Annotated in this window: 6 protein-coding genes and 1 pseudogene; 6 read left to right on the forward strand and 1 reads right to left on the reverse strand. The window is 68.1% G+C overall.

What is annotated here, in order from left to right; translation table 11 throughout:
- Position 1: 1 nt before the first annotated feature.
- From NLX83_RS39175 to NLX83_RS39200, 6 genes are all read left to right on the forward strand, one after another.
- Positions 2–1,027, forward strand: a complete 1,026-nt coding sequence (locus NLX83_RS39175; RefSeq protein WP_254240359.1) for an HAD-IIIC family phosphatase — start codon at positions 2–4, stop codon at positions 1,025–1,027.
- The gene (locus NLX83_RS39180; protein WP_254240360.1) at positions 1,024–1,749 is read left to right on the forward strand and encodes a 4'-phosphopantetheinyl transferase family protein; all 726 of its coding nucleotides are present in this window, start codon (positions 1,024–1,026) and stop codon (positions 1,747–1,749) included. Before NLX83_RS39175 ends, NLX83_RS39180 begins: the two co-directional genes overlap by 4 nt.
- The gene (locus NLX83_RS39185) at positions 1,746–2,957 is read left to right on the forward strand and encodes an ATP-grasp domain-containing protein (RefSeq protein ID WP_254240361.1); all 1,212 of its coding nucleotides are present in this window, start codon (positions 1,746–1,748) and stop codon (positions 2,955–2,957) included. Before NLX83_RS39180 ends, NLX83_RS39185 begins: the two co-directional genes overlap by 4 nt.
- Complete coding sequence (locus tag NLX83_RS39190) at positions 2,954–4,501, forward strand: LuxR family transcriptional regulator (RefSeq protein ID WP_254240362.1); 1,548 nt, start codon at positions 2,954–2,956, stop codon at positions 4,499–4,501. The genes NLX83_RS39185 and NLX83_RS39190 overlap by 4 nt, the downstream gene beginning before the upstream one ends.
- On the forward strand, positions 4,494–4,934 hold the full coding sequence (locus tag NLX83_RS39195; RefSeq protein ID WP_254240363.1) for an ASCH domain-containing protein: 441 nt from the start codon (positions 4,494–4,496) through the stop codon (positions 4,932–4,934). Before NLX83_RS39190 ends, NLX83_RS39195 begins: the two co-directional genes overlap by 8 nt.
- Positions 4,935–5,121: 187 nt before the next feature.
- Positions 5,122–6,108 (forward strand): trypsin-like serine peptidase, encoded by a 987-nt coding sequence (locus tag NLX83_RS39200; protein WP_374118866.1) that lies wholly within the window; start codon positions 5,122–5,124, stop codon positions 6,106–6,108.
- A gap of 54 nt (positions 6,109–6,162) precedes the next feature.
- Here NLX83_RS39200 and NLX83_RS39205 read toward each other — a convergent pair.
- Positions 6,163–6,411 (reverse strand): annotated as a pseudogene (locus tag NLX83_RS39205) (HNH endonuclease); the annotation flags it as partial.

Here is a 6,411-nt window from a genome sequence, read left to right on the forward strand (position 1 = left end):
GGTGCGCGGCAAGGTGAAGTGTGTCATCTGGGACCTGGACAACACGGTCTGGGACGGCGTGCTGCTGGAAGGCGACGAGCTGGTCCCGCGGCCGGTCGTCGTCGAGACGATCAAGGCGCTGGACGAGCGCGGCGTGCTCAACTCCGTCGCCAGCCGCAACGATCCCGAGGTCGCGATGGCGCGGCTGGAGCGGTTCGGGCTGGCGGAGTACTTCCTGCACCCGCAGATCGGCTGGAACTCCAAGTCGCTGTCGATCAAGAAGGTCGCCGAGGCGCTCAACCTGGGCGTCGACGCCATGGCCTTCGTCGACGACCAGCCGTTCGAGCGCGAGGAGGTCGGCTTCGTCTGCCCGGAGGTGCTGTGCGTGGACGCCGCCGACGTGGCGGGCATCCTCGACCGGGAGGAGTTCACGCCGAAGTTCATCACCGACGAGTCCAAGCTGCGGCGCGAGATGTACCGCAGCGCCATCGAGCGGACCGCGGTCGAGGAGTCCTTCACCGGCAACAACGAGGACTTCCTCGCCACGCTCGGGATGGTGTTCACCATCAGCGAGGCCGGGGAGGAGGACCTGCAGCGCGCCGAGGAGCTGACAGTCCGGACCAACCAGCTCAACTCCACCGGCGTGACCTACTCCTACTCGGAGCTCGCGGAGTTCGTCAGCTCGCCGGACCACCTGCTGCTCACCGCGCGGCTGGAGGACCGCTACGGCAGCTACGGCCAGATCGGCCTCGCGCTCGCCGAACGGGGGACCGACGTGTGGCAGCTGAAACTGCTGCTCATGTCCTGCCGGGTGATGTCGCGCGGGGTCGGGACGGTGCTGCTCAACCACGTGATGCGGCTGGCGCAGGAGGCCGGTGCGCGGCTGGAGGCGGAGTTCGTGCCGACCGACCGCAACCGGGTGATGTACGTGACCTACCGCTTCGCCGGATTCACCGAGATCAGACGTGGGGAAGGAGATGTGGTCGTGCTGGGTGCCCCGGAGACACCGGTGCAGGAACCCCCGGCGTACCTGACCGTAAAAGTATGACCGGATTCGAACACCTGACCGGCTCCGCGCGGGCCAGTCCCGTGTCGGTGGCGGTGTGGCGGGTGGAGCTGGACCAGCCCGCCGAGGTCACCGGGGCCGCGCGGGCCTGGCTGAGCCCGGACGAGCTGGAACGCGCGGAGCTGTTCGCCACGCCCCAGGGCCGGGACCGCTACGTCGTCGCGCACGGGGCGCTGCGGGACATCCTCGCCCGGTACCTCATCCGGGCTCCGGGCGAGTTGCGGTTCCGGCGGGGAATGCACGGGAAACCCATGTTGGAGGGGGAAGAGCTGGCGTTCAGCCTCGCGCACTCGGGGCCGTACGCACTGGTGGCCGTCAGCAGGCGCGCGGAGGTCGGAGTGGACGTGGAGGTCGTGACAGATCGCCCGGAGCCGTTGTTCTTCGCGGGCCGGTTCTTCACCCCGGCGGAGTTCGAGGACCTGCGCTCCAGCCCGCTGGAGGAGCGCTCCCGGGTGTTCTTCGAGTACTGGACCCGCAAGGAGAGCTACCTCAAGGCCATCGGCATGGGGCTCGACCAGCCGCTGGAGACCTTCCAGGTGCTGGCCGGGAGCGGGGACCGGCCCGTGTGCGACCAGGGCGGGAACCCGCTCGGCTGGACCGCCCGCGACCTGCGGCCGTGGGCCGGGGTGGCGGGCGCGGTGGCGGTGCGGGGATTATCAGTGGTGGCGCGATGCCCGACGTGGCGGCCGGAGGAACGTACATGAGACGGCTGCGAGTCCTGCTCTCCGACGGTTCCGGGGTGACCTCACGACAGGTCGCCACCGCGCTCGGGCGGGCGGGGCACGAGGTGGAGGCGGTGAACCCGCCCGGTCCGACCCTGATGGCCGAGACCCGGTGGGTGAACAAGCTGCACCCGGTTCCCTTTCCCGGCGACGATCCGCTCGGCTGGTGCGACGCGGTGGCCGAGATCGTCCGAAGTGGACGGTTCGACGTGCTGCTCGCCACCCAGGAGCAGGTCGCCGTGCTCACCGTGGAGGCTTCGCGGTTCCGCTCCCTGGGCGTCGGTCTCGCGGTCCCGGAGTTCGCTTCCCTGCAACGGGTCCAGGACAAGATCTCCGCCGTGTCCACGTTGCGGGCCGCCGGGTTGCCGCAGCCGCCGAGCCAGGTGGTGCGCAGCGCTTCGGAGCTGCTCGCGGTCGAGCCGCCGGTGTACGTCAAGGCCGCGGTGAGCACCGCGAGCAGGGGAGTGCACTTCGCCGATTCCGCCGCCGCGCTCGAAGCTCTCGCCCCGAAACTGTCCTTTGAGGACGGTGCGCTCGTCCAGCAGCCCGTCGACGGCAGGCTGGTGATGGTGCAGTCGGTGTTCGATCGTGGGCGGCTCGTGGCGTGGCACGCGGCGGAGCGCGTTCGGTCGGACCGCAACGGCGGGGGCACGCACAAGCTCGGGCTGTGCCTGCCGGAGGTCCGCGACCACCTCGTCCAGCTCGGTGATCACCTGAAGTGGCACGGCGCGCTGTCCATGGACGCCGTGTACACATCGGACGGTCCGTTCTACATCGACATCAACCCCCGCATCGTGGAGCCGATCAACGCGTCACTGTCCGGAGTGGACCTCGTGGGCGCGCTGCTGCGGATATCGCTCGGCGAACACCCTGAGGTGCAAGAAGATCCCGTGCCCGGCACCGCCACCCACCAGCTTCTGCTCGCCGTGCTCAGCTCGGCCGCCGAGGGGCGCCTGGCGATCGCCCGGGAGCTGTGGCAGGCGATCACGCACACCGGCTCGTACCGGGGCAGCGTCGAGGAACTGCTGCCGCCACGGGGTGATCTGCGGACGGTCGTGCCCCTCGTCTTCGTCGCGGGCAAGCTGCTCTACTCTCCGGGCAAGGCGCGCAAGACAGTGAGCGGGGCGGTCGGGAACTATGCGCTGACCGCTCAGGGCTGGCGCGATCTTCAGGCGCGGTACCGGTCATGACAGCCGTCCTGGTCGTCCTTGAGGGTCCGACAGAATCGTTGGACTGGCTGACAAGCGCGGCGGCCGAGCGGGGAATGCGCGTGCACTTCCCGGACGCGCGGTTGTCCCGCGGCGATTCGCCCCCGTCACCTGTGCGGCAGGCGCTGCTCGACGCGTCCCTCGGTCGCAGTGCCCTGGCATACGATCCGCCGCTCGCGGTCTCGCGGCTTCGTTCCGCGCTCCCCGGGCTGCGTTCACCTGCCGCACGCCGGTGGGCCGCGGGGCATTTGGCGTTGGCACACCTCGGTTCCGGTGCGATATCGGAGGGCCTGGAGGTGCTGCGCGCCTTCGACGACGACCCGGTTCTGTTGCGGTGTCAGCAGATGCTGGCTTCGATGCCGGGCATGCCGGGGTGTGATCTTCCCTCTTCGCTCGATCCCGGTTTGCACGCCGTCGCCGCGTTCCGGTCGCCGTTGTCTGCTGTCGAGCACGCTTCGCAGGCGTTGAGTTGCAGCTCGCTGTTGCCGGTCGCCCCGGCTGTCTACGCCTGTGCTCTCTTGGCTCTGGTGCACGCCGATGAGGTTTCGTTGGCGCGCTGCCACATCGACGATGCTCTTGAGGAGGCTTCGCGGCACGGGTGGGAGACCGCCCGCGTGGAGCTGCTCGCGGTGCGCGCGCAGTTGGCTCTGCGTATGGGAGATCTCGACGCCGCCGAGCGGGACGCCACGGCTTCGCTCTCCGGGGAACCCGTGCTCTCCCACGGGCTCGGTGTCCTGGTCGACGTGCTGGTCGCGCGTGGTCAGCTCGCCGAGGCCGCGAAGCTCCTCGTCCGCGCCGACCTCCGCGGTCCGCTTCCTGTGGAGTGGCGGTACAACCACCTCCTGGAGGCGCGCGGCAGGCTTCGCGTCGCCCGCGGCGATGTGCGCGCCGGGCTGGACGACTTCCTCGAATGCGGTCGTCGGCTCGCGGAGTCGCCGACGTTGAGCACGTGGCGCTCGTCCGCCGCTCTCGCCTTGGCTTCGCCTGATCTCGCTTTGGAGGAACTGGAACTCGCCCGCGCCAGCGGCTCTCCCCGTGCTGTTGGCATCGCACTGCGCACCGCCGCCCTGCTGTCCGTCGACCCGCTGCCGCTGCTGGCCGAGTCCGCTTCGCTGTTGGAGTTGTCTCCCGCTGTCCTGGAGTACGGCCACACCCTCGTGGAGTACGGGATCGCGTTGCGGGAGAAGGGAATGCTCGGTGAGGCCCGGGAGACGCTGCGCCGCGCCCTTGACGTGGTCCAACGCTGCGGTGCCACCGTGCTCGCCGAGCGCGCGCACGCCGAGCTGCTGCGCAGTGGTGCCCGCCCGCGCCGCTTGGCCCAGTCCGGCCGCGAGGCGCTCACCCCCGCCGAGCGCCGCACCGCCGAGCTCGCCGCCGCCGGTCGCACCAACCGCGAGATCGCCGAGGCGCTCTTCGTCACCCGCCGCGTCATCGAGGGCCATCTGACCAGCGTCTACCGCAAGCTCGCCGTCACCGGCCGCACCGCCCTCGCCGATGCGCTTCGCCTAGAGTGCCGGAGTGGATGAGTTGCCCCAGGAGTACGCGTCGCTGCCGATCGGTGAGTTCGCTTTCCCCGGCCCGCTGCGCGATCGGCTCGTCGCGGCGATCGTGGCCGGGGAGAAGACCACCACCAGCTGCCTGCACCTTGAGTTCACCGACGACGAGCTACCCCAGGTCGGGCAGCGCGAGGTCGTGATCGACTCCGACGCCCGCCCCGTCGCGGTGATCGAGACCACCGAGATCCGCGTACTGCCGCTCGGCGAGGTCGATGCCCAGCACGCGATCGACGAGGGCGAGGGTTTCCTCGGCGTCGAGGACTGGCGTGTCGGCCACGAGGAGTTCTGGCACAGCTCGGAGTACCGCTCGGCGATCAGCCAGCCCCAGTTCACCGTCACCGACGCGACTCTCGTGGTAGCGCAACGCTTCCGCCTCGTCGAGGACCTGCGGCACGCGCTTTAGCGAGCGTCTGGAAACCGGCGCGTTACGCCCACGGCAAGATTTTGAACGTTACGCCCCGAAGCGGAAATCATATGAGTGATACCCGCAGATCGTAGGAGTGTTCAAGCCGTGTTGGCGACGCTACCGTACTGCTCCCGCAATGACCCCTGTCTGTCGTTGTGCACGCCGATCTGAGAGATGGTGAACTGTGAAGCGGAAGCTTCGATTAGTCGGTGCAGCTTTACTTGGTGGAGTTCTCGCGGCTGCCGTACCAGGTATTTCGGCCAACGCCGACACGGAGCCTCGTATCGCAACGCATTCGGCCGCGACCACTGCGGCCGAGGAGCGGCGAGTTCTTGATTACTGGACCGACGAGAGAATGCGGACCGCTGTCCCGATGGAGCAGCTCGTCAAGCCGCAACACCTTTCGGGGAAGGGCCAGTCGCCTGGTGTCGGACTCGACAACGGTGGCCCGGCCGAGTCCGTTCCGGAAACCCTGCCGGTTCCCATGGCCGACCAGCTCGGTGCTCCATGGGGTGGTAGCGGCGCAATCGTGAAGACCACCGGCCGGGTGTTCTTCACCATGGGCGACCGCAACGGTGCTTGCTCCGGTTCTGCTGTCACCAGCGCGAACAAGGACGTTGTCATCACCGCTGGGCACTGCGTGAAGTACCAGGGTGCGTTCCACACCAACTGGGTCTTCGTGCCCGGCTACACCAATGGCAGCCGTCCCCATGGAACGTTCGCCGCGCGGAAGCTCGTCACGACCCCTCAGTGGCAGAGCAACGAGGACATCAACTACGACGTCGCAGCTGCCGCTGTGAATCCCGTGGATGGTCGCCATCTCACCGACGTCGTCGGTGGGCAGGGTGTTCTCTTTAACCAGCCGCGCAACCAGAAGATGCATGCTTTCGGATACCCCGCGGCCGATCCGTACGACGGTGAACGCTTGATCTACTGTAGTGGGACTACGTTCCCGGACCCGTTCAAGCTGACGAACGACCTGGGTATGAACTGCAACATGACTCCGGGCTCCAGTGGAGGACCTTGGTTCCTCGGTTTCAATGAGGGAACAGGTCTCGGTAAGGTGAACTCGGTCAACAGCGTCAAGATGATCCTTCTTCCCTGGGTGATGTTCGGCCCGTACTTCGGCAATGACGCCAAGAACGTCTACAACACCGCGGTAAGGTCCTGATTTCGATCGACCACGTGTCGGCCTGGGAAGCATGACGCGCTTCCCGGGCCGCACTTAGAACGGTGCGGGTTCGGCGATCGGCTCCAGTTCGGTTTCGTAGATGTCCCCGCTGGGTGTGGTCCACACGTGGCGCCCGTCCGGCAGGTTCTCGCAGCGCCAGGTGGACTCGTGCTTCATGCGGTGGTGGTGCCTGCACTTCGGCCGGAGGTTCTTCACGGTGGTGTTGGTGCCGTCGTAGCGGCAGCAGTGGTCGAGGTCGCAGCGGTGTGCGGGCTGCTGGCAGCCGACCGCGGTGCACCTGGG

This window comes from Allokutzneria sp. A3M-2-11 16, from assembly GCF_024213555.1.
Lineage (GTDB): Bacteria > Actinomycetota > Actinomycetes > Mycobacteriales > Pseudonocardiaceae > Allokutzneria.

What these genes read in the sequence shown, in the direction of transcription:
- NLX83_RS39180 (WP_254240360.1), top strand. Translation starts at nt 1,024, where the DNA reads ATGACCGGATTCGAACACCTGACCGGCTCCGCGCGGGCCAGTCCCGTG.
- NLX83_RS39185 (WP_254240361.1), top strand. Translation starts at nt 1,746, where the DNA reads ATGAGACGGCTGCGAGTCCTGCTCTCCGACGGTTCCGGGGTGACCTCA.
- NLX83_RS39190 (WP_254240362.1), top strand. Translation starts at nt 2,954, where the DNA reads ATGACAGCCGTCCTGGTCGTCCTTGAGGGTCCGACAGAATCGTTGGAC.